Genomic DNA, 521 nt, shown 5'->3' with positions numbered 1-521 from the left:
GCCCGAGGCAGCCGGCATGTCGATGCCCAGGGCATCGAAGTGTTGCGCCAGTCGTTGAGTCAATGGCCTGCACCGACCAGCAACAGTCCGGGGGAACCGGTGGTCGCGGTAGCGTCTGAGGCGGGCATCGTCAGCGCCACACCGCGTTCACAGGTGCATTACGCCGGTGAAAACCATGACACCACCGCGCAGGATCACTTGCAGTTGAGCAGCGGCGCGGCCATGCGCCTGCAAGCCGGCAAAGGGATCAGCGCCTTCGCCCAGGATGAGGGCATCAGCGCCATCGCCAATCGCGGCAAGGTGCTGGTGCAGGCCCAGGACGACGACATGGTGCACAACGCGCAAAAGAACCTGCACCTGTCAGCAGCCGAAGGCGAGGTGCTCATCACCGCCCCCACCATCCGCCTGGTGGCCGATGACGGCAGCTACATCAGGATCGGTGGCGGGGTCGAAATCGGTACGCAGGGCAAGGCCATTGTGCATGCCGGCGAGCATGACTGGGTGGGGCCGAAAACCGACAG

General features: G+C 64.9%; 1 protein-coding gene. It reads left to right on the top strand.

Annotated features, from left to right (window positions below; all coding sequences use genetic code 11):
- Nucleotides 1–521 (top strand): DUF2345 domain-containing protein (locus tag BVK86_RS29000; RefSeq protein WP_139315831.1); only part of this gene is annotated, 521 nt, incomplete at both ends.

The organism is Pseudomonas reinekei (assembly GCF_001945365.1).
GTDB lineage: Bacteria > Pseudomonadota > Gammaproteobacteria > Pseudomonadales > Pseudomonadaceae > Aquipseudomonas > Aquipseudomonas reinekei.
The sequence above is the reverse complement of the archived record's forward strand: the minus strand, read 5'-3'. Positions and strand labels throughout refer to the sequence as shown.